The following is a 25673-nucleotide window of genomic DNA, read 5'->3' as shown; positions in this document are numbered from 1 at the left end:
TATTAAATAAATTTATTATAGCCAGTTTTTTTTATTCACAGCTTATCATTTCAGTAAATTTATTGAGAGAGGCAGACATATACTTGTCTTTTCTGTAAACAAAAATCGTTTTTACCTTTCCAAATTTCTCCGGAATTAGGTGTTCAATCAGAAGTCCTTCTTCTACATATTTTGTTACTACACTACGTGGTAGTAAACTTATACCTAATCCGGCTGATACACAGCCAATAATTCCATCAAGTGTTCCAAACTCCATTATTTTTTCTGGCATTATCCCTTCATTATGTAACCATTCTTCAAATCTTGCCCGATAGGAACAGCCACTACGGAAAACTAATATTGTTCGATTTTGTATTTCATTTAAGGAAGTTAGAGGATGATGTAGCGTATCCGTCACAAGCACCAACTCTTCTTCAATTAAAGTTTTGTAAGTAAGGTCAGGATGTTCGATAGGATCAGCGACAAAGGCTCCATCTAATTCATACTGTAAAACTCCTTGAAGATTTTGTTCAGTTGGACCTGTTTTTAATGTAAGATCCACAGCAGGATATTGCCGATGAAACTTTGCTAGTAGTGCTGGCAATCGAACTGCAGCCGTTGTTTCCATTGAGCCTATTACTAATGGACCTTTTGGTGTTTGATCGTCATTTAGTACTTCTCTTACCTCTTCTAGAAGTTGAAATATTTCCTCTGTATAAGTTAGCAATATTTCCTCTGTATAAGTTAGCAATATTTTTCCTTTATCTGTGAGCGTAACACCTTTATTATGTCGATAGAATAAGGTTGTCTGAAGACTTGATTCTAGTTGCTGTATTTTTGAAGTAAGGTTGGATTGTGCGTAATTTAGTTCTTTCGCTGCCTTTGAAATACTCCCTAACCCTGCAACAGCTTGAAAAAATCTTAACGAATGGATATCCATATTCATCACCCTTTGCTATCTGAAAAATTGATAGGTTAACATCTATTTTATGTATTATACCATATACCAAATTTCAGCTAAGATAATAATAGAAGTGGAAATTAGCTGGATTGGGGGGGAAATATTGAGTAAACATCCTATATTATTTTTGATTGGTGGAATCTTTTCACTAATGATTGCGATGGGGATTGGCAGATTTGCTTATACACCTATTCTACCGCTAATGCAAAATGACCTCTCATTTACCGACACATTAGCAGGATACCTTGCTTCAAGTAATTATGCCGGGTATTTGGCTGGAGCTGTAATTGCAGGAGTTTTCTCACTGAATAAGCATAAAACGAATTATCTCAGAGTTAGTCTCATCATCAGTATTTTGACTACGTTAAGTATGGGCCTTACACACACTTACCTTCTCATGCTTGTACTTCGTTTCATATCAGGCGTAGTCAGTGCATTCATTTTTGTTTTATCTTCCAGTATTGTTTTAGATAAACTATCTACTGCTGGTAAAACAAACTGGATAGGCTATTTTTATTCAGGAGTGGGGGTTGGTATCTTTTTTTCAACCCTCTTTATACCGAGATTAAACAGTTTATTTGGATGGGAAGGTGTTTGGGTAGGACTAGCCATCGTTAGTATCATACTTACTTTCTTTGTTTGGTTGTGGCTCCAAGATACGACAAGCACATCTATAAAAACGCAAGAGCAAGTAGATGAAATACAGGTCCCCCCCTTTAAATGGCTTACGTGGTTAATGATTGCCTATGGACTGGAAGGTTTAGGCTATATTGTAACAGGTACATTTATCGTGTCGATTGCAGAAAACACAACGGACTTTAGATTCGATTCATCTATAGTGTGGATTGTTGTTGGATTAGGTGCAATTCCATCCTGTATTATGTGGTCAACACTCGCTAAAAGAATGGGTTATGTAAAAACTTTAGTCTTTTCAATGGCTCTTCAAGCTATTGGCATTGCCCTTCCTGTAATTTGGACCTCTCAAACTAGTCTATTTTTAAGTGCATTCTTATTTGGTGCGACATTTATGGGAATTACTACACTTGCTACAACGTTGGCCCGTCAAATGAGTCCAACAAATAGCAGTAAAGTAATTGGTTATCTTACAGCTATATATGCGACTGGCCAAATGCTAGGGCCAACAATTGCTGGCATAGTAACGTCAGTCACTCAAAGTTATAACGCTGCATTGATTGGAGCAGCTAGCACGGTAATAATTGGTGCATTGTTTCTTATAGGTGGTATTCGATTTGATCGAAAAACTGAAAACTCCCTAATCAAATAATAATGAAAAGAGGAAATTATTTTGCCATACGTAAATATTAAAATTACAAATGAAAACGTTACACCTGAAAAAAAAGCCGCGCTGATAAATGGAGCCACACAATTACTTGTCGATGTATTAGATAAAAACCCTAAAACAACTGTAGTAGTCATTGATGAAGTGGATACTGATAATTGGGGAATTGCCGGGGAATCAATAACTGTTCGAAGAAAAAATGGTCAATAAATTACTGTTCGATTAATGATTTAATAAATCATAGTAAAGAAGCAAGAAGAAGGCATTTTCTGTAGTGCCTTTTCTTTTTGCTTTTTATGTTTAATAACTATCTATCCATAATTTATAATCCACTCCATAATGATCCTTCAATATATCACGAATAATCTTTTCTGCACTTTCTCCATTACCATGACTTTCCGCCATAAATTCATCGCTGCAATTATCTTTTGTTAGCTTGAACCCAGTATAGATAAAATCGAATTCTTCATCACCCACAGTTTTAGTCAGTCCACTTGCTCCGAATAAACTAACACATTTGTTACTTATGGAAATTCGATTTCCTTTTTCATCCACATAATAATATCTATCTGTTACAGTGCCATAGTCCATATCAGGTTTTGAAGTTAAGAAATACCCCTTTTCATTAATAACATGCACTTCTATATCATCTTCCTTTTCAACCATTGGTGCTCCTTTTATATTGTAGAAAACATAAACATCTCCTTCATAACCATTTGGAATCAAGTAAATATCGTCGGTTTCATTGCTTTCGTTCAATAGAGTTAAAGTTAGAAACGTTATTGACGCTGCTATGACTATACTTAATATCCCTTTAAAGATATTGGAAAAACGCTTAATCTTCCCCAATAATACATAGATTATAAACGCTATTATACCCAACGTAAGCAAAATAGGGCTGATGTAAATCAATGAAAAAAAGAAACTTTCAGAAGTCGAAGAATAGTAAACATCTGGTTCTTTTTTTGATTTTGGGGTGTAACTTATTAATGAAACAATTAAAGAGATAGTGAATGATAAAAATGCTGATGCTAAAATAACTTTCAATAACCTCAAGACAGAATTGCTCCTCCACCCAATAAATTTATATAAAATAAATACCCATTCACTCTATGTATCTATTAATCTAACCTACATCATTAGATTAACAAATTAATTCTCAATTGGAAAATATAACTATTTAACTTATTGACTCAACATCAGTTTTTAATAGGACGCCCTTTTTACCAAAAAATCGAGGTTTGTTCCGTTGACTGTTTACGCCAAAAAGGAGTGGGTATAGAAAAGTATTCCCATCAATAATTCTTTTAAGGAGTGAAGAGATTGGACAATAATCGCTACTGGAGTGGATTTGACTATCTATGGGTCAAACTGCCGGATTTATTATTAGCGCTATTAGTATTAATTGTTGGCTGGATAATCGCAAAAGCAATCGAAAAGGTAGTTTTGAAAGGACTTCGCAAAACAAGCCTGGATGACAAGGTTTTCCCTAATCAGGCAAACAGAAAATATTCTTCTGAAAAAATAATCAGCAAGATTATTTATTATCTACTGCTGGTTTTCGTATTTATCTTGTTCTTTAATATCCTGGATTTAGATATTATAGCTTCCCCACTCGTTGGCATGTTCTCATCCATTATGGCTGCTGTGCCAAGCATTCTAAAAGCAGCGCTGATTCTATTAGTTGCATGGCTTATTGCTACAGGTCTGAGCATGTTAATCAGAAGAAGCGGCAATACGCTGAAAGTTCATGAAAAGTTGCGTAAATGGAATTTAACTCACGATAAGGCGCAACCTGCCAATATCATGAATCAAGTGGCTACAATTGTTTTCTATCTGACTTTGCTGCTTTTCCTCCCAGCAGTACTAGGAGCCCTTAACCTTAACGGCATCGTCGGCCCGTTCACTGGTATGCTGGAAAGTATTCTGGCATTTTTACCTAAGCTTCTTGCAGCTGCACTTATATTATTTGTAGGATGGTTTATCGCAAAAATCGTCCGTGATATTGTAACGAATTTGCTGCAGGCCATGGGAAGCGAGAAGTTAACGGCAAAACTTGGCTTAACACGTCTATTAGCTGGGACAAGCCTGGCTTCCGTAATTGGAACAACAATATTTGTTCTTATCCTTATTCCAACGGTCATTGCGGCTCTCGAGCGATTGGATATTGAAGGCATTTCCGAACCGGCAATTGCCATGCTTAATGATGTTCTGACTATGCTGCCGAACCTCGCTGTCGCTATTTTCTTCGTGCTAATTGGCGTATGGCTTGGGAAATGGGTGCGCAAATTCATCTCCACATTACTTACGCGCATTGGATTAAATTCGTATTTCTCCGCTATGGGATTAAACAAGTCTGCTGCTGCAGCCAATGGTTTAAGCTTCTCCCAGGTGATTGGCTATATCGCAGAAGTAATTATTGTTCTGTTGTTTGTGGTGCAAGCTCTTAATATTCTTGGACTTGAATTCATGGTCACATTGGCTACAGGTGTCATTGCCTACCTGCCTCATGTAATTGCAGCACTTGTAATCCTTGGAGTCGGCTTGTGGCTCGGCAGTCTTGTCAAGAAACTGCTCAGCACCGTTCTTCAAGGACCGCATTATCGATTCCTGGCCAACGTTGCGCAGGTGGCCATTATCGTCATCTCGATCTTTATGGCACTTGACCAGCTCGGCCTTGCCGCTTCGATTGTCAATGCTGCGTTTATTCTAACGCTCGGTGCACTTGCTCTGGCGTTTGGTTTATCATTTGGTCTTGGCGGAAAAGATTTTGCAGCCAAGTATCTTCAAAAGCTTGATCATAAAATTGACGAAACCACGATTAACAAAGATGTTGATACTAAAAAAGTAATGAAAAATGCAATGACTGATATGAAGCAAGGCACTGCTACCAATACAGTAGATAACCCGATTAGTCCAATCATTACAGACCCAACCACGAATCCAGCAAACGATCCGTTAGACCCACGCAATAACGGGATGGATGATTTCAATAGATAATAAAGACTAAGGCAGCTATTTGGCTGCCTTTTTCGTTGTGAAGGAAATTTTAAAATCAAATTGAGCTATAATTCGTATACTACTTTTATAATTTCTTTGCATTTGGGACTTAAATAAAAAAAAGACGCATTCTTTCTTTAAGAATTCGCCCGATTTTTGAATAACTCAATATATGAATCGGTTCTCCTCACCATAAATTATATCCAGCCTTTTTCAGTTGCTTTTTGTACAGCCTGCTGCCTTGTTTCAACTTCGAGCTTTTGAATGGATAAAGATAAATAGTTGCGGATTGTGCCTTTAGTCAAAAATAACTGCTTACTAATTGCATTCGTCGTATAGCCATCCTTCACGAGCTTTAGTACATTTATTTCCCGTTCATTCAGAGGATTTTTTTCATTCATAAATAAAGCAACTGCAAGATCCTGACTGATTACTCTTTCATTTTGCATAACTTTACGTACAGTACCTATTACATATTCGATAGGCTCATCTTTCAGAACATATGCATCAATATCGAGATCCATTGCCTCCTGTAAATAACCTGCTCTTGCAAAGGTTGTCATGATAATGATTTTGCATGGATAATTATGAAGACGTATTTTCGTAGCTACTTCTAGCCCGGACAAATGTGGCATTTCAATATCTAAAATACACACATCTGGTTTTTCCTTCTCAACTAAAGTCCATGCTTCTCTCCCGTCTGCTGCCTCACCTGCAATATGTAAATCCTCTTCAAGCTCCATAATAGATATTAAAGCGCCCCTCAACAGCTGCTGATCCTCGGCGATACAAATTCTAATCATTTAACTCCCTCCTGAATTGTATGTCGTGGCATAGTCAGGAGCACCTTTACTCCCTTCTGATCATGAATCACTTCGGCATTTCCCTTTAATGACATCATTCGCTCCTTTATTGTAAATAATCCATTGCCATATTTCTTATCGAATAAACCGATTCCGTTGTCGATAATAGCTGCTTCCACGTGTTCCTCTATTTGATAAAGATGTATTTTGCACTCAGTTGCATGACTGTGCTTTACAACATTTGTTACCGCCTCTCGGATACTATAGGCAAGCATTGTTTCCTGCACACTGGATAGCAGGATATTCGTAAGCTGATGATCAATCTGTACACAAATACCAGCATTGTTAAGCAGCTTCTCACACTGTGCTAGTTCACTATGCAAGGATAAAAAGTTAACTTCCGATATAATCTCACGTACCTGCTTATGGGCAGTTCGGACTGTTAGTAGAATATCATCGAGCTCTTTATGAATTTGATGGTCCTCGTTTGGCGTCAGCCTGGAAACGAGCTCTGTTTTTACTTTTATGACCGTCAAGGTATGTCCTAAAGTATCATGTAGATCGCGGGCAATCCGCTGACGTTCCTGCTGCATCGAAATGTGAATTTCCGCTTCTTTGACCTCACGCTGAAGTAGCTTTGATTTCTCAATATAATAGCGTAACCAAGGCAGCAGCAAAATAAAAAGCATAACCGCCAGTAAAATCGACTGTGCATGTGAAAACAGTACTTCCTGGTAGCGCCAGACGAGAATAGTAAGAAGGAGAAAGTTTATGCACGTAGCAATCCACAAAATACGCCGATTGACAGCTCTCCCGACAAAATCTGCAAAGGCAAATTGAAAGAATATCCATTGTGATTCATCTAAATAGGCCAAATATGCAGTAAGAACAAAACCAAGCACAGCAGCAGTAAGCAACATACTATCCTGATACCACAGCGCCGTGTAATAGGCTCCTAAATAAATAATTATAATTACAATTTTGAACACAATTGAAGGAATCTGCTCCGAGACGATTACCATAAAGCTGAACAGCAGAACGGTCAGTACATCAATGATTAAATAATAGCTTGCCTGACTTTTAGGATACCATTCCAGCATCTAGCCCCCCTATCTTTGCATCATCTGCAGCATTCCCTTCCGCAACCATTCAACAGGTCCATTCGGAAATTTAGCTAACCACACATTTGCCAGAATAATTTGTCCTATAACTATCATACAAAAAACACCTATAATTTCCATACTATTTAAATTTCCTCCGAGCCCTAATCCCCAGCCGTAAAAAATAGATGTGGCAGTTATGTTTTGTAGAATATAACAACTTAAAGACATACGCCCCGTTTTCTCTAGCCATTTCCAAACTCCCCACGTGCTGTATGTCCGAACAACAAAAGCAATCAGTCCTAAATAACCTAAGGCTAGCACGGGGGCAAACAAATAACGTACAGGTAAATCAAATAGACCGCCTGGTACAAAAGTCAGTGCATTCAAAGGCAGCCCTAGACCTAGCCCCCAAGTGAGTAGCTTCCGCTGAATTACAATACCTTGCTCAGTAAAGGAGAAAGCACCGCTGCGCAAAAGCTTTATCCCAATAATAAATAAACATATATTTAAAGGAATAATAAAGATTGACTCTGTTCTAAAGAACATAAAATTCGTGAGACGATTCTGGACCTGTTCCAGCCATGTTCCCTCTGAATAAATCGCAATCAGCTGTGGAGAGCTTGCCATCGAAAACGCCGGTCCCAATAACATTGAGATAAAAATTAGGGCAAGCATTCCTAAATGTAAAGCTCCAGCACCCCATAACACCCGCGTTATTGCCCGTTCCCCGCGTTTTAGTATGACAGCAATAATTCCTGCCGTGACTGCATAGCTCATAAGCACATCATACTCCATTACGAGTACGTAGTGCAGAAGTCCTTCCACCATTAGAAATGCGATCACCCACTTATACATACCACCCCAAGGCTTATTATGCCTGATGGATTGCTCGTATTTTATCGCCATTCCTACTCCAAACATAATCGTTAACATGCCGAGTAGCTTACCGTTAAACGCAAACAGTACAAGTATGCGTAGAATATCATCCATACTCGACCAACTCATAAAATCTGTAGTCGTTATATACTTTAGATCACCTAAATGGGCAAAAATCCAAATATTCGTTCCAAGTGTCCCCAAAATCGCGATTCCTCTTAAAATATCGATCAATGCAATACGTTTCATATAAATGCCCCTCCATTTCTGTACCTTTATCGTACATTGCAGGGCATTTATGAAAATATCGACAGGCGTCAATAAATACAGATGACACTTGTCATTTATTTAATTATTATCAGCTCGATTTTTAAAACGTAGAAAAAAACGCACTTACTTATGATACGGTTCAGCGTGATGTGTCAAAATGAGGTTTAACTAAATGCTACCTTCTGAATAAAAAAGGTAATTAGCGGTAATGCTAGTGAAAGACATTAAGCCGAAGGAGAACCTCCCCAATGCCGCATCAAAAGTTTGAGTCAGCCAATATAAAACCTCGTTATCCCAAAGGGGTAATATCTGTTTGGGGAATCAATTCGGTATATCCCCGAACACCATGGATTTCCGCTTGGTGGGCTGCTGCTTTTCCTGGATTCGGGCACATGTACCTGGGGAAATACCTGCACGGTATTATTTTAGTAATATGGGAGCTTGTGGTAAACAATTTGTCCCATCTAAACATGGCCATTGCCTTATCCTTTCTGGGCAGGTTCGAAGATGCTAAAGCTATCATAAATATGGACTGGGCGCTGCTTTATCTAGCTGTTTATATTTATAGCATCTGGGACAGTTACAGATGTGCGGTTGAAATCAAAAAAGCCCACCTTCTATCTGAAATTGAAGATGCACCTGTAACGCCTTCAAGTGTTAATTATTTTGACATAAATATCCTTGATAAGAAAAATCCCTTGTTTGGTTCAATCTGGTCCTTTTTTACACCTGGCTTGGGGCAATTATATGCTAGTAGTACAATTGTTGGCACATTTATATTAGCTTGGTGGATATTTGTTTGCTATAAGGCTATGGCTGTTCGTACCTGGCTGTATTCTTTTCTAGGTGATTTTGACAGAGCCACCGAGATTGTAGATTGGCAATGGTTCCTCTTTTTACCTTCTTTATATGCTTTCGCTATCTATCAAGCTTTTGTAGCGGTAAATGAAAACAATACATTGTTCGATATTGAGCAGGTACGGTATCTAAGAGTGAGGGCTGAAAACTTGGGACAAATAAGCAAAAATGAAAACAATACAGTACAAGTAGTAGCTACATTTGAACATTCATCCTTTGTAGAGATCGTTATCCATGATATGGAGAAGATGGGGATTCCATCAGAGAATATCATTGCATTACCTCTTGAAAATCTTGACTCCCAAATACATATCATTGACTCTATACATCGTGTCGATGGTTCAAGTGTTTTAGATGGAGCCATGATGAGTGCAACAATTTTTTCTGTTCTTGGAACGATTTATGGTTTCGTATGGGATTGGGGACCTATTATCTGGGGTTTGATTGGGTTAATCGGCGGTTTCATCCTAGGATTGATCATCGAATTAGTGATAAATAAAAAGAAAATAAAAGTTTTTTCGAACCCCAAAAGTGAGGTTATTATTGAGGTAACATGCAATACCTCTTTGCAGAACCAGCTGATCGAAGTTCTTAAATCAAGAAAGGCAACTGGTTATGTGATTATGCCTCAAAGATAATAGCGTGCCATACTTCAAAAAGGAAGTATGGCTTTTATATTAAGGCTGTATTACCGGTTACTTTTTAGTGTATTTTTACACAATCTATTAAGTAAAACTATCTAAAGAAGTTTTTTATAGCATCCATGCGTATTTTAGATTCGCACGCTTCGCAACGAAAAATCATATTTGTTTTTTCCTTGAATAGTTTATATTTTAATGAACCTTCAACCAGTCTGAATTTTTGTCTACAGCTACTACAAATGATCTCATAGTAAAACATGGTTCTCCTCCTACTGACACATTACTTTTTAGTTGATTTCTCGAAGATTGTAACCAGTTCTTTTCAAATAAACCTTCCAAATTAGTTTCGGAAGGTTATTTGAGTTGTGCATTTTTAGTATAGCAGAAGTAGTTTTTTCCTTTAAGGATTTTTACTGACAATCTATTAGCTGTTTCAAATGAAAAAAGACATATTGCTTATTGAAGAAATGCGCCATTTTTTTAAGTAAAGATTACTTCTATTAATTTCTTTAGTTCCCCAAATACTCTCTCAAAATAGGTTTTTATAAAGCACTCTTGCTAATTTCGCCCTCCGCGAGACCATATCATAACCGGAATTAATAATAAAGAGAGAATTCCTCCAATAAATGATAAGGTTAGATAACTTGAACCTGCCACAATTATCCCCGACATGGCTCCACCAGCAGCTCCTGACAGTGCAATCAAAACATCCACTGTACCTTGAGTTTTAGCCCTTGTAGAAGTTGTAGTTGAGTCTACAATTAGTGCAGTCCCACTTATCAAACCAAAATTCCATCCTAGTCCAAGTAAAGAAAGAGCAATTATTAGGAAAACCATGGAATCTCCCGGAGCAAATGCTGCTATTAAACCTGCCAGAAGCAACGTAGTTCCAGAAGCAATCGCCATGGCAGTACGGCCCAATTTGTCAACAAGGATACCAGTAACCAATGAAGGGAGATACATCGCACCTATATGAAAACCAATAACAAGACCTACTTCACCCACTCCATGTCCATGATGCTGCATATGAACTGGTGTCATTGTCATAATAGCTACCATTACAATCTGAGTAAGAACCATAATTGTCGCACCTACAATAACGCCTCTTTTGTTTTCTACTTGTTCAGTAGTCGTTGTATGTATTTTCTCATCCTGTTCTTTGTTGGATGCTTCAATAGTTCTTGCTATTATTAACGGATCTGGACGAAGCATAACGAACAGGACAAGACCTGCTAAGATATATGCTGCTGCCGCTAAAATGAATGGACCTGCAAGTGCTGGAACGCCAATAGAAAGAGCAAAATTGCCCATTACATTTACTAAGTTCGGACCAGCCACTGCACCAAATGTTGTAAAAACCATTGTGAGACTAATTGCAGTCGCTCTTTGTTTACTATTTGCTAAGTCCGTACCTGCATAACGAGCTTGTAAATTTGTTGCAGTTCCTGAACCATAAACAAGTAAAGAAAGAAATAACAGCAGAACGCTATTTATCATTGCTGAAATGATGACCCCAATTGCTCCAAGTCCACCAATCATAAAACCTGCTGAAAGACCTATACGACGTCCAGACGATTGCGATAGTCTCCCAACGAATAAAGCTGCTCCTGCTGACCCCAAAGTAAATAACGCTGAGGGAAGTCCAGCAAAGGCTTCTGTACCAAGCATTTGCTGTGCAAGAAGTGCCCCCACAGTAACCCCTGCTGCTAATCCTGCACCACCAAAAATTTGTGAAACACTTACAACAAATAATGTACGTTTGTATAATGCTTTTTGTTTTTCTGAAGAAAGAACGTAGCTTTTCAACGTAGTCGTTTGGACTTCTAACTCTTCCACACGATCTTTTTGTACCATATTCCAACCTGCCTTTCTAGAAATCCATCCCTATTAAACTTCAAACAAGATTTGAAATATCATAACACGCACAAAAAAGCCATACAATATCACAATTGTATGGCAAACAATATTAAGTGAGCTCATTTAATAACCGTTTAAGGATAATTAATCCTTGTTCAAGCTCTTGTATCGTATTTGGTGCACAAACAGAAATCCTCACTGCCCTTTCCGGACAACTATTACCAACAACAAAACGTTCAGCCGCATACACTTGTACTCCCTCTTGCTCAGCTAACGTTTCAAATTCTGCACCTGTAATCTTCCCTGGTAATAGCAACCAACGAAAGATACCCGTTTCAACACCTAAACACGTATACTCGCTCAAGTATCGATTTACGATTTGATTTCTTTGAATGGTTTGTTTTCGATGCCCCTCTATTAAGACTTCAAATTGGTTAGATACAATTGTACGTGCTGTCAATTCTGCTAACAACGGGGAAACTGTTATATTTAAATTATAAAGTGCCTTTGAAATTGGCTCTTTATATTGACCCGGCACTGCTACATAGGCCAAGCGTAATCCTGGTGCTAATGCTTTAGATAAGCCTGCAATATAGATAGCCTGTTCCGGGGCGAATGATGCTACTGCTGGCAGCGGTTCATTATTGAGAAGATGGTAAGATCCATCCTCAATAATGAACTGATTATACTTTTTGGCAATGCCAGCAATCTTTTTTCGGTTCTCAATCGACATGACGGAAGCTGTAGGATTATGATAATCCGGCATCAAATATATGCCTTTAATACTTTCATTTTTACATGCATATTCAAAAGAAGTTGGACTCATTTCATAGTTCTCTGATTTTATTGGTACTGTTTGTACATTAAGCATCGCTGCAACAGTTTTTAAGCCAGGATACGTATGTTGATCAACCCCAATGCGTTCACCGGGCTTACAAAGACTTGCTAGTGTAGCAGCAATTGCATTTTGAGCTCCATTTGCAAATAAGATGTGTTCTATGGTTGTTTCGAACCCACCTCTACGGATTAGCTTTTTAGCTGCATCCTTTTGCCAAAAACTTTCACCAGTCCGACCATATCCAAACCATTTTTCGTAATCTGTCTCTTGCAGCATACTTTTTAGTTGGATTAACAATGGCTCGTAGGAAGCATTATCTGGAAGTGTTGCGCCCATTTCTATTAAATGCTGCGGCTTTGTATCTTCAAGCAAGTACGCATTTGATAAAGCATCATACGATACAAACGTCCCACTTCCAACCGATGCACAGATCAATCCATTTAACTCACATACCTTAAAAGCTTTTGATATGGTACTCAGATTTAAATCTAAATAATCAGCCAATTCTCTTTGTGGAGGAAGTTTTGTTCCTGGCAGCAAAACTCCGTCAAGTATATCCTTCTCCAATTGCCTTGCAAGTGCTTGATATATAGGCTTTTCGGTTTTATTAATCGAGGGCTTCCAGCTCATCGGATAGTTTTCAAAAGAATTAATTGGCATGATACACATCCTTTTTAATAATTGATTTGATTGAATTTCAAAAACTTATAATAAAATAGCATTTTCTGTTGTGCCTAATAGTGAAGCATTGTAGCTGATTGTAGAAAAATCAAATACTTTTTTAACTAGTCTGTCCTAGTGGAAACGATTGGAAGAATAGTTTGATTTGTAATGTTGGATCACTCTAAGTCAATCAATCGATTTTCTGTAGATGTGTGTGTTTAAAAGCATTGCTGTATTTTAGTCCAAAGCCTATTGATCTGTCCATATAAATATGAGCAAGCCATATAATGACAATCATCAGCAAGCTGGAGGAATCTGTGAGAAACGCTATTATGAATAGAGTGTATGGAATAATTAAACTATGCCCTAGGTTATAAAAAATAGACCCTATTTTAGGATTCATGAGATAACCAACCATTGTTATATCAGGAACTAATAGAAATAAAATAAATAGCAGTATGGAATACTCTAGGTGTATGTAAAGTAAAAGACAGATAATAAATCCGATTGCGTACTCGAAATATATATATTTACGAAGGGACATATACTTTAATTTCCCCTTCCAATTTTTGATACATTTCTTCCACTAAAAGTTCCAGTTTCTCTTTATTTTCGAGATATTTCCTTTCTTCCATTAGCCCAGATACTGTTTGCAATGCTTGAACAGCTGCCTTGAAAAATTCAATTCTGCTTTCTAGATAAGAGATTTTACTTTGAAATAATGTTACTGATTCTCCATTACATTCATTAGTAGGTTCTCTATTGTCCAATAGGAGTAACATTTTAATTTCCTGCAATGAAAGCTTTAATTGTTTGAGCACAAGTATAAATTTAATCGATTTTTCACATGTTTCATCATAAAACCGATAGCCATTATTTAGTCGAGTAGGAAAAATCATTCCTTCCTTTTCATAAAAACGGACCGTATCAGTCGTTAGCCTATACTTTGAAGCAAATTCTTTAATCTGCACCACTACATCCCTCCTAAGAACATCCTATCATTGGAGTACACTCCAAGGTCAAGACCACTAATCGGCCTTCTTTGTTAAAAGGTTCGATCGCATTATTAACTAATATAAATTTTACTTCCCCCAAGGAAATGCGCCAAGTTATGGAATGGCTACTAAATATTTTCTACGCAATACGACATGGTTCTTCCGCGTTCTTTTCCCAATAACGCACCTTCCTTTTCGATACTTCATTTTCCCCATAGATATTGGTTCTTTTTGTCAAAACTTGTTGGGTAAATTAACTTTGTAATTATCCATCCTAGAGATATAATTATGGGCATAATCGGAGGAGGAATAAAAATGAAACAAGCAGCTCTCCATCAATGGCATAAAAGTCATAATAAACGAATAGCAAAATTTCATAAAAACCACGAAACTAAAATACAACGTGGTGAAAACGGGTACGGTTTGTTAGCTAAATGGGAAAGATTTTTTTATAACAATGTCATTTCCACTTTAAAGAATTTAAAATAATACCTCTTGATTGAACTATCCTTTTGGCACAGTTTGTTTTTGCTTTTTTCAATCTTCTTTCTATTAGAATTTTATGAAAATGCTGTATATTTATCTTAGGAAACAAATCACTAAAAAAATCTACATGACAAAGGTTGGGTAAAAATGGGAGAATTTAAGGAAGTTACAGTAAAAGCAGTTGTTCAGGTACCGGTGGAAAAAGTATGGGAACATTGGACAGAGCCAGATCATATTAAAAAATGGAACAGCCCTTCAGATGATTGGCACACACCATTCGCTGAGAATGATCTTAGAGCAGGTGGAAAATTCGTTTCAAGAATGGAAGCGAAAGATGGGAGTGCGGGGTTTGATTTTGGCGGAATCTACGATGAAGTAACCTTACACGAGGTGATTTCTTATACAATGGGAGATGGAAGAAAAGTTAAAATCACCTTTAACGGTAAAGGAAACGAAACTGTAGTAACTGAAACGTTTGACGCTGAAACTGAACATCCAATTGAGTTTCAACAACAGGGCTGGCAGGCGATTTTAGATAATTTCAAACAATACACAGAGCAAACAAATAAATAAACAGTTATGTTTATCAGTGGATGGGGTTTCTGTGGGTATACAACACCCACAGAATACCCCTTTTTCAACCCAGGAATTATTGGCAAAGGATATAAGTCCAATTAGTATTTTTGAAACTAGTCTTGATGAGGAAAAGAGAACTATTCTTCGGTAGAATTCTAACTGCTCAATAAGAAGAATACTAGGCTATAAAAGTAAAAAGTAGGATGCACGCTATCATTAAGCAATCATCCTACTATATAAAATTGATAATAAACCACGTATCTATCATTATAGTTTAATCAATCTGCTATAACAAAATTAGGTAATGGATCTTTTAGCTTTGTCCAATCACTTTTCATTTCTTCATTGGTTAATAAGCATTTGTCTAATTGCTGCTCTATGATTTCTCGGGTTATATCTATACCAATAAGTACAATTTCAGTCAGTTTATCTCCATATTTGGCATCCCATCGGTTAATTAGGCTTGGATCATTTTTCAATTCAATCTCTTGCTCCTCTTTTGGTAAATCGACAATCCACTCGCCTGCACCTTGAAATTGTATCGATGAACCAGCTTGGGAGATAATACCAGGCATCGTACGTGTTGCTAACCAGAAAAACCCTTTCGCTCGCACTATTTCTGCCGGCAGATTATCTAGCCATTGATACCATCTTTCTGGATGGAATGGACGTCTTCTACGATATACAAAAGATGAAATACCATACTCTTCTGTTTCTGGGACATGTTCTTCATTCAGTTCTTTAATCCATCCAGCACCTTGGCTTGCCTTATCAAAATCAAACAAATTACGTTCTAATAATAAATCACTATTAACTACACCATTATTAACAATATATTGCTCTGCATCTGGATTTAATCTTAGTAAAAAAGCTTTTAATGTATCCAGATACTCCGGTGTAACTAAATCAGATTTAGTAATACAAATGATATTCGCAAATTCTATTTGGTCAATTAATAAATCGGAAACATCACGCTGATCATTCTTATCATCCGTTTGTTTTCTTTCTAATAAAGTTTCTCCACTTTCATAGTCTTCCCAGAAGCGATTTGCATCAACTACAGTTATCATGGCATCAAGTTTACAATATGGTGTTAAATCAATTCCTGTTTCTTCATCAATATAGCTAAATGTTTGTGCCACAGGAATGGGCTCACTAATACCTGTAGATTCAATCACAATAGAATCAATATTACCTTGCTCTACTAATTTCTCTACTTCAATAAGTAAATCCTCACGCAATGTACAGCAAATACAGCCATTAGTCAGTTCCACTAATTTCTCTGTTGTACGTGAAAACCCTTGTTCGTTGATTAATTGTGAATCAATATTAATCTCACTCATGTCATTAACTATTACAGCGATTTTCTTTCCTTCTCGATTTGCCAATAAATTATTTAGAATAGTGGTTTTTCCGGCACCTAAGTAACCGCTTAAAACGGTAACAGGGATTTTATTCATTTTAATACCTCTTCTATATTTCTATTTTTTATTTGTAGAATTTCTAAGTTCATTTAAAATTATTATCTCTACGTTTTTTTCCTACTGTCTCACTTCCTACAAATTAAACGGATTTCCTAATAGACTCCAATCGGTATCTATCTAAAAAATCTTTAGTTTAAGTCTCATAAATACATCTTTATAAGAAGTTAACTGTAAAAGCTTAAATTCTTATAAAGATGTTTTTAAGGACTACTTTGTTTCTCTATGAAGCGTTACGCGCTTTAGACGTGGGCAATATTTTTTCAGTTCAATTCTTTCGGGGTTATTACGCTTACTTTTAGTCGTAATATAATTTCGATCTCCAGTTTCTGTACAAGCTAAAGTAATATTTACTCTCATAATTTTCACTCTCCGTAAATAGTAATGATTACGATTTATATAGTACGCTTAAAAATTTCAAACGTCAAGAACTAAGTTAATATTGATATTCTTAAATTTCCCTTTTGACTAAACGCTACATTTTTGTAAGTTCACCTTTAAGCATCTTACAAAAATATCCTTTAATAGTTGCTCAACTATTTTGCTTTACCAAAAGAAAAAGCACAATTCTTCTTGCTGAATTGCGCCTACAAGTGGAATTAATTTTTTAGTCGATGCGCGTGGCAAATAACCGTTTGAGACTAATACATAACAATGATGTGATAGGAGATAATATATGAAGATTTAATGAGGAAGGATGTATTGTTGTGGACTTCTTTTATGGGCAAGAATCGCTTACCGCAATTCAATGGATTCTAAGAGCGGTCATTACTTTTTTCTTTTTACTCTTTGCGACAAAAATTATGGGGCAGCGTTCCATTGCACAGCTGGGGTTACTCGATTTTACTATGGCGATAACTCTTGGTAATATTATTGCTCATCCCCTGTCTGATGAAGGATTAGGGTTAACAGGTTCCATGATTACCTTGACAGTTTTAATCATTTTGTATTTATGCGGGGTATATTTGAGTCTGAAATGGATACCGTTTCGACATTTTATGGACCCTTCTCCGATTCCACTTATTAAAAATGGGCAAATCGTTTCCGCCAACTTACGAAAGGTAAGGATTTCTGTTGACTTTCTTTTATCAGAACTAAGAAAAGAAAAGGTAGAGGATATTCAAAAAGTTGCACTCGCATTATGGGAGCCGGACGGAACTATTTCAAGTTTTTTATATCCGCAACACCAAACTCCCACGCGAGCAGATATGAAGCTAGCACCTGAACTATTTTCCCTCCCTTCCGTCATTATTAAAGAAGGAAAAATTGATAAGCATGAATTAAGCAACTCAAAGTTTACTGAGGATTGGCTGAAAAATAGTATTGCATCCACATATAAAGTAGAAATTAAAGATGTCCTGTTAGCAACAGTTGATCGATATGATCACTTGCAGGTTTTCCTGTACAAATAATGGAATCTGCCAATTAAATCTTATTTTAGAGAACAAAGTTAGGAGACACTTATTTTTTCTGCCTGACACCGTAAATGATAAAAATATCTTACTACTTCACGTTCTTCTAAAATCGCTTCTCTCATATTTCGTAAGGTTCTTTTTCCCACTCGTCGGTCTAACAAACAGAGTATTTTAATCAGACTATCTGAAGAGTTTAAAGAGACTTCAATTGGCGAATTGAAAAATAGTTCTAGTGCCGTAAAGAAATCGTATTGTCCATAGATGCCTTCTTTTTTTAATTGTTGATGTGCTTGCTCCTGTATATCTCTATTAATCTCAACATGCTCAAAGTCGAAATTGTTCGATTCTAGCCTAATCTTTCTTTTTCGGTAATACTCTTGTCTTTCAGCTGTAATTGTACACATACTTAGTTTTTCCTGTTTATCGACAGTAATTACCGCTCGTCCTAATTGGTCATGAGCTTTACGATAATTAATGACTTGAAAATCAACTCTTGAACGCAAGGGTTCACAAACCAAACTCTTTAAACGTTTCTTTGCTTTACTCCATTTAGGCTGATATAGCAATTATCCACTTCCTCTTGACCTGTTTCCTTTATTTAAAAATACGAGACAATCCTTATTTTTCAAGAATCGTCTCGCGAATAGTGAAACTATTTTACTTTGCTAATGTACCAGCCTACCTATCAAACCACAAGGACAGTCAACGATACATAAGCAAAGCTTTAAGATTCTAATCAATATCCACAATAATAAGTATTCTTGCAATCACTTCACCATCACAAACTTTTTAAGATGGGCCCTTTTGCAGAATTATTTTGATTTCATTTTATATCCGATGTAAAGAATGATAAACCAGATTGGTGCTACAAATAGTGCAACTCGCATGTCCGGTATAAATGCCATTAAGACGATGACAAATGCTAAAAAGATCAATGCTAAATAAGTTGTAATAGGATATAAAGGCACCTTGAATTTTAGTTTTTCGACTTCCTCTTGAGTTTTGGATTTTCTAAATTTCAATTGTGTTATTAAAATGATAGTCCAGCTGGTAATCACCGCAACCGTTGCGACTGCAGAGATATACAAGAATACTTTTTCAGGAACAATATAATTCAAGACGACTGCCACTAATAAAAAGAGTGATGAAAACAGGATTCCACGTCTTGGACTTCCATTCTTGTATAGTTTGCCGAAATACTTTGGCCCGTTATTTTGAAGCGATAAATTGTATAGCATTCTTCCTGAACTGAATAAGCCGCTATTGAAAGCCGACAATGCTGCTGTTATGACAACAAAGTTAATAATATGGGCAGCTCCGGGTATTCCAACATTATCAAAGATTAATACAAATGGGCTGCCATTCATCCCAATTTCGTTCCATGGATATAAAATCATCATGATGCCTAATGCACCAATGTAAAAAATTAATATTCGAAAGACGACATTATTGATCGCCGATGGAATTGATTTTTGCGGATTTTTTGCCTCTCCAGCCGTAATTCCGACCAATTCTACTCCACCGAAGGAAAACATGACAAGAACCAATGACAATAAAATACCTTCTATTCCATTTGGCATGAAGCCACCATGAATCCACAGATTATCAAACCCGATTGGCTGACCGCTATTTCCAATTCCCAGTAAGATGATGCCTAAACCAAGCACAATCATTCCGATAATGGCGACAATTTTAATCATCGCAAACCAAAATTCAAACTCTCCAAATGCTTTTACATTTGCTAGATTGACCAATGTAATGAGAATCAGGACAACAAGTGCTGTCAGCCATTGTGGAACATCCGGATACCAGTAATTTACATAGACACCAACAACCGTTATTTCCGCCATTCCCACGACTATCCACATAAACCAATACGTCCATCCAGTTAGATATCCTGCAAATGGACCTAAATATTTATTTGCATATGTACTAAATGAACCTGACACCGGTTCCTCTACTGCCATTTCTCCCAGCGCCCTCATAATGGTGAAAATCACCAATCCCCCTACTAAATAGGACAATAAAATAGATGGGCCAGCCATTTGAATGGTCGCACTTGAGCCATAGAACAGTCCTACACCGATGGAACCTCCAAGTGCTATTAACTGAATATGCCTATTTTCTAAACCTCGTTGCAGTTTCTTGCTTTTATCAACCTTGTTCAATCAATATTACCTCCTTGAATCTACTTCTAATATTGCACGTTCAATAAGAAAAAAAGATAAAAAAAACGCCCTTTTGGATTAACCAAAAGGACGATTCTACTCGTGTTACCACCTTAAATTCATAAGCAACTTCCATTACTTATCTTAGTAAGTACAGCCAAATGACGATACTTCAGCACATGATGACGGGTGCTTTACCGGTGTAGCCTACTAAGGAATCCTATTCGGTACACAGCTCCAAGATGAATTCGCTATCGTTCAACATGCACCTCTCATCAACCGGTAACTTTCTGTCTGTTTACATGATCGCTACTATTTCTTATCATAGCCTTTATTCTTATATTCCGAGATGTTTTAAACAAATCTTCGTTATGCAAATATTGATTATTTACAATTCTATCGATTTATTTAAGTTTGTCAATTAAAATTTTGAATATTATCAACAATAGACTTATGGCGACAGCTTCGCTACGAGGAAGCCAGCCTAAAGGTTACTAGACTTTTTTCAGTGCATAGGATGATTCCTAAGATATTAGTTCCTTTGCTAATTCACGATTCTCTTTATCTTTTGACTTACTGGCAATTTCTTTGATTCCTTCGACTAGTTCCGGTTGCCAATACATTTTGTCTTGTACTTCAAGAGTGCTTAAAGCAAAATATTGAATACTTGGATCCCCTGAACGTAAACCTTTTTCAATAAAATGAAGCCCCGTACCCTCAAATTCCTTTAATGCCTCTAATAAAGTAATAATCATATAGTGTTCATCTTCTGTTAGATTTTCGAATGAGTCAAAACGATCCATTGATGCAACTAGTGCTTCTATCACTTTTTGATCTTGTGTCGCAATAATAGCCAGATGATACGCTAAATTATTGGGCTCTTTTTTTAGCTTTTCCAACAACAGCTCTGTGATGTCCAATTTAAAATGCTGGGCAACCGCTAATGCCTTTATATCATTTGTTTCTTCAGAATGGAGGATTGCCCATGCTTGCTGTACCCAAAGTGGGTTTTTCGCAATTTCTTCAATTGCCTCCTGTACGGCATGTCGTTCATGAGGCCGCCAATTTGTGGCATATCGTTCCTCCCATGTTTCATCACTCTCGTCCATATACTCAGCTATTTGAGTCAGGATATAAAATTGCTCCAGATTCCTATAATGTGTTTTCGCATGATAGGTATATCGCATGAACACCTGTCCAGCATATTCATATCCATCAATTGCTTGATGCGACGCTTCTCCCAATAGACCTAAAATAATTTCACCTGCACCGATAAATAACTCTTCTGAGATATCCGGTTCATGCAGCAGTATATCGAGCTTCCCTTTTTCAGCACAAGTTAGTGAAGAGTAACTGTTCATGACAGTATTTTGTGTACCTTCCGTTAAAAACCAAAGTCGAATTTCCTCTGTATCAGGCTCTAAAAACTCAATAGCTTCAATCTTTCCCCAGCCATTCACTGACTTGGCGATTTGCCAAATTGCATCATTCGCATTGCTTGTCCCATTTTTCAATGCAAAAAGAGCGACACCTGTAAATTCTTCGTGTAAAGCAAGCATTTGTAGCCGTTCCTTTAAGCCCTCACAATTCGTGCACCCTAGAATAATAATGGCAAATTTCACTACTTCTCGATGGGCTGCGTGTTCAAGCAACCAGATTGCTTCTTGCTGCACCCGCTGCTCATTCTTTTCCTCTTGCACAAACAGTTCAATTAGCTCTTGGAAATAGCTAATTACCTTCTCGTCTTTAATTTTTTCATAGGTTGCTTTTCGTGTTTGATTCGTTGGATTTTCTACTTGCTCCATAAATAATTTGAGGAGTTTTTTTGTATAGAATGGAGTCACTCCTTCGGAAATTAACCGATCAGATAACCCTGGAGTCAGCTTTGGGTGATTTTCATCGACTAAATAAGCATCATCGGGTAAATCTGAATGCATCATCTTTTGATGTTCTCGTATCTGCTGCTCAAGATATGGAACTATAAATTCTTTGTTTGTCCATGGCAAAAACTCAAGCTTTACTGCTTCCTTCAAAATTACTTGTCCATTAACCTTCACTGTAATATTTAAACGGACCATCCCACCTATTTTCACATGCACTTTATGATGCTTACCGTCTTCAGTTTGAAATGAACCCGACAATGTTGAATACGGAGCCAAGTGTGACCAGATGGATTGGCGTTTTTTGCTGGCAATAACACGACCATCGACAAGCAAAGTTTCCTCCAGCAACTTATTATGTATCTCTATTTTATGTCCTTCAAAATGAATGGCCCAATATTTGTCGACCTCTTTTGCCGCATCATTTTTAGCATTGCGCATTTCTCGTTTAAATTCTTCTTTAAATCCCATCAGGTATCTCCTTTTCTCTATTCCTTATACTTTAAGAAACTATGAACCAATTAATAAAAGATAGCTCCAGCTCCAGCTTCACCATCGAAACTTAGTCGTTTATTACTTTCTCTATTATTTGGGATGTACCCTTTTTCCAAATAAAAGATCCTTTTTCTAATATTCATGTGACATGGAGCATTTTAAAATCCGAACAACCAGCAAGATCACAAATACGATTAATGGGTAAAATACTAATTTCAAATTCATAGCATCACCCGATTTTAATTCAAAAGATTCCATATCGATTCATCAACCAAGAAGAAACCTTCGTGTGAACAAGCAGCTAATAAGCACTGATCGTCTTGATAAAACATTAAATCCTCAGGTAATTCTGGGGTAATCCAGTCGAAAAGCGAGTCGGAGTGTTCCTTTAGAAATTGTGTTGTTGCGTTATTTAATTGAAAATAAAAAACATAAGCTGTATCTTCGCCAAGGGCTGTTGTCTCCCACTGTCGTTGAACCTTTCTTTCAATCAGCTGTTCTTTAATCGTTTCAATTAGTTGGTCCACGTAGGCTAGCCTGGATGCTTCATCCTCCATTAATTGTCTGTTCTCCACAAAGGCAAAACGATTACACCTTCTTGCGAGTAGTTCAATAAGCTTTCGATATCGTTTTCCCTTTACATTTTCTGTCATCATCAGCATTTTAGCCCCCACCCCCTACCTTTATAGAAAAAGAAGCAATACATTTTTGTACAAAACGTATCGTTTAGTATAAATTATTATGACTCACATAACCATATTCTACCATACTCAGATAAAGAAATTATAGGAGTGTTTTCGTCATTATATAATCAAGCTGTTCCTCTTCCGCCATATAAAATGAGTGGGTTCCCGTTTGAACAAATCCCATTTTCTTATAAAAAGCAATGGCATTTTCATTTTTCTCCCAAACACCCAGCCAGATTTCCTTTTTATGAAGTTCGTTTGCTATTTCAATCGCTTGATTTAGCAGATATTTCCCGAGCCCATGTTTTTGAAATTGACTCTTGATATAGATCCTTTCGATTTCCAGCGATTGTTCGCCCATTTTCTCTGATTGGGCATCATTACGATTTACCTTTAAATACCCAGCAACTTCATTATCAAAATAAACAAATAAGAATTGCGAATATCTGTTAGATAATTCTCTTTCTAATTGTTCTAAGCTAAATGCTCTTTCCAAATAAGCTTTCATATTTTCAGGTGAATTCTGATCTTTAAAGGTTTCGTTGAATGTTTCAATACTTACTTCTTGAAGTGTTTGTAAGTCATCCATCGTACATTGTTTAGTTCTTATCGTCATAAATATTAGCCCCCTGTATTCAGTACTCCCGCTTGTTCCCTTTTTTGACAAATTCCCAGTCTTTTTCTACATTGTTTCTTACTCTTTGAAGAAGATTGAAAATAGACTCTACTTCCTCTTCAGAAAATCCCTCTAATGCAACAAGATTGGAATAATCGTGTTCTCTTTTTATAAATGGGTAGACTTGTTTCCCTTTTTCGGTTGGAAACAGCTTCTTTATTTTTTTGTTCGTTTCATCATCTTTCTTTTCAACAAAGCCGTTACTCTCCAGTTTTTTTATAGCCCGAGCTGCTGTTGTTCGATCTACTTTTATCATCTCAGCTAGCTTTTCCTGAATGATTCCTGGGCTTTCACATATTCGGACAAGGTACAAATACTGCCCTTTTGTCAGATCATATTCTTTAAACTCAATATTGCTGATTGAATCCAGTGCCCTTGCAATCATCCCAATTTCGCGAAGAATTTCCTTCATAATGAACTCCTTATTTTATAATTTTGTTGCAAATGCAACAAAATGTAGTATATATTAAACTTAATTCAATTTTGTTGTAAATGCAACAATAACGATAACCAAATGAATGAAAAGGATTGATAAAAATGAACGTAAAAAGTATTACGAATAATGAAGATTTAGACATCGCATTTGCCATAAGGAAAGAAGTATTTGTAAAAGAACAAGGCGTGCCACTAGAAGATGAGTTCGACCAATTTGATCTTCTAAATGGACTTTGCGAACACATCCTAGTCCATTACAATGAACAACCAGTTGGGACGGGAAGAATTCGGTTTGTTGATGGCATTGGTAAATTGGAACGAATCTGCATCCTTAAGCCTTACCGTAAATTTGGTCTCGGTAAAGTCATTATTAAAGCATTAGAAGACATTGCAGAAGAGCATGGTTCATCACAGGTTAAATTACATGGGCAAACGCATGCAGAAGGTTTTTATGCAAAACTTGGTTATCGTACTGTTTCTGATATCTTTATGGAAGACGGCATTCCTCATATTTTAATGCTCAAAGATTTGTCGAGTAAATAATGTCTAGTGGTAAAGTGAAATATGTATTTTATGTCATTGGAATTCTACTATTAACCCTTGGTATCTCCCTCACTATCCAATCAGATCTTGGTACTTCACCTTTTGATGCACTTTTGGTCGGACTGTCCATCAATGTGGGACTTACTGTGGGAAGCTGGGAAATCATCATCGCCTTTGTCTTGATCTGCTGCAATTCCATTTTAAAGAGACAGCGGCCAGAGCTTTTGGGGTTACTAACAGCCTTTATCACGGGAATTGGTATTGATGTGTGGCTTTTTTTATTACAAAATTCCATTACGCCCGGACAATGGTACAGTAAGGGAATTTGTTTTGGGATCGGCTTAGTGATTACAGGATTAGGGACCGCCTTCTATTTACAAACAAATTTTGCCCCTATTCCAGTTGATCGTTTAACATTAATCATTCAGGAATTAACTAGAACAAATCTTTTTGTTTCAAGAACATTCATTTATCTTGTATTCTTGATGATGGCGATGATATTTAGTGGACCAATTGGCATCGGCACTCTATTAACGGTTTGTTTCGGTGGGTTAATCCTTAATTACTTTATGCCCGTTACCAAAAAGGTAATAGAACACTCGCTATCGTACTTAAGTTTTAAAGATAAAAAAACATTTAATATAAAATAAAAACAAACGCTGTCGATTTTAAAATCAACAGCGTTTTC

Annotated in this window: 26 protein-coding genes and 1 other annotated feature; of the genes, 9 read left to right on the top strand and 17 right to left on the bottom strand. The window is 36.8% G+C overall.

The features are described 5' to 3' along the window. Positions 1-31 precede the first annotated feature (31 nt). A complete protein-coding gene (locus C1N55_RS02700; protein ID WP_137727370.1) occupies positions 32-919 on the bottom strand; it encodes a LysR family transcriptional regulator in 888 nt (295 codons plus the stop codon). A gap of 124 nt (positions 920-1043) precedes the next feature. On the opposite strand from C1N55_RS02700, the gene C1N55_RS02695 reads away from it, so the two are divergent. Continuing rightward, positions 1044-2225 (top strand): YbfB/YjiJ family MFS transporter, encoded by a 1182-nt coding sequence (locus C1N55_RS02695; protein ID WP_137727369.1) that lies wholly within the window; start codon positions 1044-1046, stop codon positions 2223-2225. Between the two features lie 21 nt (positions 2226-2246). Next, positions 2247-2450: a 2-hydroxymuconate tautomerase family protein gene (locus C1N55_RS02690; protein ID WP_137727368.1), complete on the top strand. Its 204-nt coding sequence runs from the start codon at positions 2247-2249 to the stop codon at positions 2448-2450. Between the two features lie 90 nt (positions 2451-2540). On the opposite strand, the gene C1N55_RS02685 is transcribed toward C1N55_RS02690, so the two are convergent. Further along, positions 2541-3296, bottom strand: a complete 756-nt coding sequence (locus C1N55_RS02685; RefSeq protein WP_168193787.1) for a DUF6843 domain-containing protein — start codon at positions 3294-3296, stop codon at positions 2541-2543. Positions 3297-3563: 267 nt separating this feature from the next. Between C1N55_RS02685 and C1N55_RS02680 the strand changes: the two genes are divergently transcribed. After that, the gene (locus C1N55_RS02680) at positions 3564-5240 is read left to right on the top strand and encodes a mechanosensitive ion channel (RefSeq protein ID WP_137727366.1); all 1677 of its coding nucleotides are present in this window, start codon (positions 3564-3566) and stop codon (positions 5238-5240) included. 197 nt (positions 5241-5437) lie between these two features. On the opposite strand, the gene C1N55_RS02675 is transcribed toward C1N55_RS02680, so the two are convergent. From C1N55_RS02675 to C1N55_RS02665, 3 genes are read right to left on the bottom strand one after another with little or no spacing between them, the layout of a single operon-like run. Then, complete coding sequence (locus C1N55_RS02675; RefSeq protein ID WP_137727365.1) at positions 5438-6043, bottom strand: response regulator transcription factor; 606 nt, start codon at positions 6041-6043, stop codon at positions 5438-5440. Next, positions 6040-7143: a sensor histidine kinase gene (locus C1N55_RS02670; protein WP_137727364.1), complete on the bottom strand. Its 1104-nt coding sequence runs from the start codon at positions 7141-7143 to the stop codon at positions 6040-6042. The genes C1N55_RS02675 and C1N55_RS02670 overlap by 4 nt, the downstream gene beginning before the upstream one ends. A 9-nt stretch (positions 7144-7152) precedes the next feature. After that, a complete protein-coding gene (locus C1N55_RS02665) occupies positions 7153-8271 on the bottom strand; it encodes a DUF418 domain-containing protein (protein WP_137727363.1) in 1119 nt (372 codons plus the stop codon). 269 nt (positions 8272-8540) lie between these two features. Here C1N55_RS02665 and C1N55_RS02660 point away from each other — a divergent pair, with 269 nt between their 5' ends. Further along, the gene (locus C1N55_RS02660) at positions 8541-9788 is read left to right on the top strand and encodes a hypothetical protein (RefSeq protein WP_137727362.1); all 1248 of its coding nucleotides are present in this window, start codon (positions 8541-8543) and stop codon (positions 9786-9788) included. A gap of 561 nt (positions 9789-10349) precedes the next feature. Here the strand turns inward: C1N55_RS02660 and C1N55_RS02650 are convergent. The 4 genes from C1N55_RS02650 to C1N55_RS02635 all read right to left on the bottom strand — a co-directional run bounded on the left by C1N55_RS02650 (position 10350) and on the right by C1N55_RS02635 (position 14123). Beyond that, positions 10350-11645: an MFS transporter gene (locus C1N55_RS02650; protein ID WP_137727360.1), complete on the bottom strand. Its 1296-nt coding sequence runs from the start codon at positions 11643-11645 to the stop codon at positions 10350-10352. Between the two features lie 112 nt (positions 11646-11757). Continuing rightward, on the bottom strand, positions 11758-13146 hold the full coding sequence (locus C1N55_RS02645; RefSeq protein WP_137727359.1) for an aminotransferase-like domain-containing protein: 1389 nt from the start codon (positions 13144-13146) through the stop codon (positions 11758-11760). A 193-nt stretch (positions 13147-13339) separates the two neighbouring features. Next, positions 13340-13693 (bottom strand): DUF4260 domain-containing protein, encoded by a 354-nt coding sequence (locus C1N55_RS02640; protein WP_137727358.1) that lies wholly within the window; start codon positions 13691-13693, stop codon positions 13340-13342. Then, complete coding sequence (locus C1N55_RS02635) at positions 13680-14123, bottom strand: MerR family transcriptional regulator (RefSeq protein ID WP_240758365.1); 444 nt, start codon at positions 14121-14123, stop codon at positions 13680-13682. The genes C1N55_RS02640 and C1N55_RS02635 overlap by 14 nt, the downstream gene beginning before the upstream one ends. Before the next feature lie 336 nt (positions 14124-14459). Between C1N55_RS02635 and C1N55_RS20440 the strand changes: the two genes are divergently transcribed. Further along, positions 14460-14633: a hypothetical protein gene (locus tag C1N55_RS20440; protein ID WP_168193786.1), complete on the top strand. Its 174-nt coding sequence runs from the start codon at positions 14460-14462 to the stop codon at positions 14631-14633. Between the two features lie 144 nt (positions 14634-14777). Beyond that, positions 14778-15203, top strand: coding sequence for an SRPBCC family protein (locus C1N55_RS02630; RefSeq protein WP_137727357.1), 426 nt, complete (start codon positions 14778-14780; stop codon positions 15201-15203). Positions 15204-15484: 281 nt separating this feature from the next. Here C1N55_RS02630 and C1N55_RS02625 read toward each other — a convergent pair whose 3' ends face one another. After that, positions 15485-16666 (bottom strand): GTP-binding protein, encoded by a 1182-nt coding sequence (locus tag C1N55_RS02625; RefSeq protein WP_137727356.1) that lies wholly within the window; start codon positions 16664-16666, stop codon positions 15485-15487. Positions 16667-16897: 231 nt separating this feature from the next. Then, the gene (rpmG, locus tag C1N55_RS02620; RefSeq protein ID WP_137727355.1) at positions 16898-17047 is read right to left on the bottom strand and encodes a 50S ribosomal protein L33; all 150 of its coding nucleotides are present in this window, start codon (positions 17045-17047) and stop codon (positions 16898-16900) included. Positions 17048-17394: 347 nt separating this feature from the next. On the opposite strand from rpmG, the gene C1N55_RS02615 reads away from it, so the two are divergent. Continuing rightward, on the top strand, positions 17395-18099 hold the full coding sequence (locus tag C1N55_RS02615; protein WP_137727354.1) for a DUF421 domain-containing protein: 705 nt from the start codon (positions 17395-17397) through the stop codon (positions 18097-18099). Positions 18100-18137: 38 nt separating this feature from the next. Here the strand turns inward: C1N55_RS02615 and C1N55_RS02610 are convergent, their stop codons facing one another. From C1N55_RS02610 to C1N55_RS02585, 6 genes are all read right to left on the bottom strand, one after another. Further along, on the bottom strand, positions 18138-18668 hold the full coding sequence (locus C1N55_RS02610; RefSeq protein WP_137727353.1) for an SF0329 family protein: 531 nt from the start codon (positions 18666-18668) through the stop codon (positions 18138-18140). A gap of 246 nt (positions 18669-18914) precedes the next feature. Beyond that, positions 18915-20270, bottom strand: coding sequence for an amino acid permease (locus tag C1N55_RS02605; RefSeq protein WP_137727352.1), 1356 nt, complete (start codon positions 20268-20270; stop codon positions 18915-18917). Positions 20271-20353: 83 nt separating this feature from the next. Next, positions 20354-20605 (bottom strand) — a binding site (T-box leader). 189 nt (positions 20606-20794) lie between these two features. Further along, positions 20795-22621 carry a hypothetical protein gene (locus C1N55_RS02600; protein ID WP_137727351.1) on the bottom strand — a complete coding sequence of 609 codons (1827 nt, stop codon included), beginning with the start codon at positions 22619-22621 and terminating at the stop codon, positions 20795-20797. Between the two features lie 263 nt (positions 22622-22884). Continuing rightward, positions 22885-23307: a stage III sporulation protein AH gene (locus tag C1N55_RS02595; protein ID WP_240758364.1), complete on the bottom strand. Its 423-nt coding sequence runs from the start codon at positions 23305-23307 to the stop codon at positions 22885-22887. 121 nt (positions 23308-23428) lie between these two features. Further along, the gene (locus C1N55_RS02590; RefSeq protein ID WP_137727350.1) at positions 23429-23947 is read right to left on the bottom strand and encodes a spermidine/spermine N(1)-acetyltransferase; all 519 of its coding nucleotides are present in this window, start codon (positions 23945-23947) and stop codon (positions 23429-23431) included. Between the two features lie 19 nt (positions 23948-23966). Beyond that, positions 23967-24419 carry a MarR family winged helix-turn-helix transcriptional regulator gene (locus C1N55_RS02585; RefSeq protein WP_137727349.1) on the bottom strand — a complete coding sequence of 151 codons (453 nt, stop codon included), beginning with the start codon at positions 24417-24419 and terminating at the stop codon, positions 23967-23969. 125 nt (positions 24420-24544) lie between these two features. On the opposite strand from C1N55_RS02585, the gene C1N55_RS02580 reads away from it, so the two are divergent. After that, positions 24545-24985 carry a GNAT family N-acetyltransferase gene (locus tag C1N55_RS02580; RefSeq protein ID WP_137727348.1) on the top strand — a complete coding sequence of 147 codons (441 nt, stop codon included), beginning with the start codon at positions 24545-24547 and terminating at the stop codon, positions 24983-24985. A gap of 14 nt (positions 24986-24999) precedes the next feature. Further along, on the top strand, positions 25000-25635 hold the full coding sequence (locus tag C1N55_RS02575) for a YczE/YyaS/YitT family protein (protein ID WP_137727347.1): 636 nt from the start codon (positions 25000-25002) through the stop codon (positions 25633-25635). Positions 25636-25673: the final 38 nt, after the last annotated feature.

The sequence above is a fragment of the Lysinibacillus sp. SGAir0095 genome (assembly GCF_005491425.1).
Lineage (GTDB): Bacteria > Bacillota > Bacilli > Bacillales_A > Planococcaceae > Ureibacillus.
This window is presented reverse-complemented; position numbering and strand designations above follow the sequence as displayed.